The sequence below is a fragment of the Rhizobium phaseoli genome, from assembly GCF_010668805.1.
Lineage (GTDB): Bacteria > Pseudomonadota > Alphaproteobacteria > Rhizobiales > Rhizobiaceae > Rhizobium > Rhizobium phaseoli_A.
This window is the reverse complement of the sequence record NZ_WUFT01000077.1, coordinates 1-441: the sequence shown is the minus strand read 5'-3', so window position 1 is coordinate 441 and position 441 is coordinate 1. Positions and strand designations below refer to the sequence as shown.

The window sequence follows — 441 nt, the reverse complement described above, 5'->3', positions numbered from 1 at the left end:
AGAGACAGGATCAGAGCGCTTCGATAATGTGTTCCTGCGCGCGCGTCATCAGCCATTGCTCTCGCAACAGCCGCTTGATTTCCGACGCGACGTCCTCGTCGAGTTGAGCCGGATACTTCGCCGTCACCGCAAAGATCTCGAAGCACGAGCGGTCCAGCGAGGCAAACGGTCCAAGCAGATCGCCCACTGCTGCGTTGAAAATCTTCGCCTCGATATCGGGCTTCAGGGACCCGCGCAGTACTTTTCCGATCACGCCGCCCGAGTCTTTCGTATCGGCAATCGAATGCTCGCGCGCCATTTCCGCGAACGCGTCAGGATCGTCGCGCAGGTACGAGATCATTTCCTTCGCCTTGCCTTCGTCGTCGAGCAGAATGTGGCTGACCTCGATGGCATCGAACTTCGGCGAATTCATCGAAAAGTACTCTTCGATCTCGGCTTCGC

Annotated in this window: 1 protein-coding gene; it reads right to left on the bottom strand. The window is 57.6% G+C overall.

Features of this window, described 5'->3' with window-relative positions; genetic code table 11:
• Window positions 1-10: 10 nt before the first annotated feature.
• On the bottom strand, window positions 11-430 hold the full coding sequence (locus tag GR197_RS31445) for a peptidylprolyl isomerase (RefSeq protein WP_348643317.1): 420 nt from the start codon (window positions 428-430) through the stop codon (window positions 11-13).
• Between the last annotated feature and the right edge of the window lie 11 nt (window positions 431-441).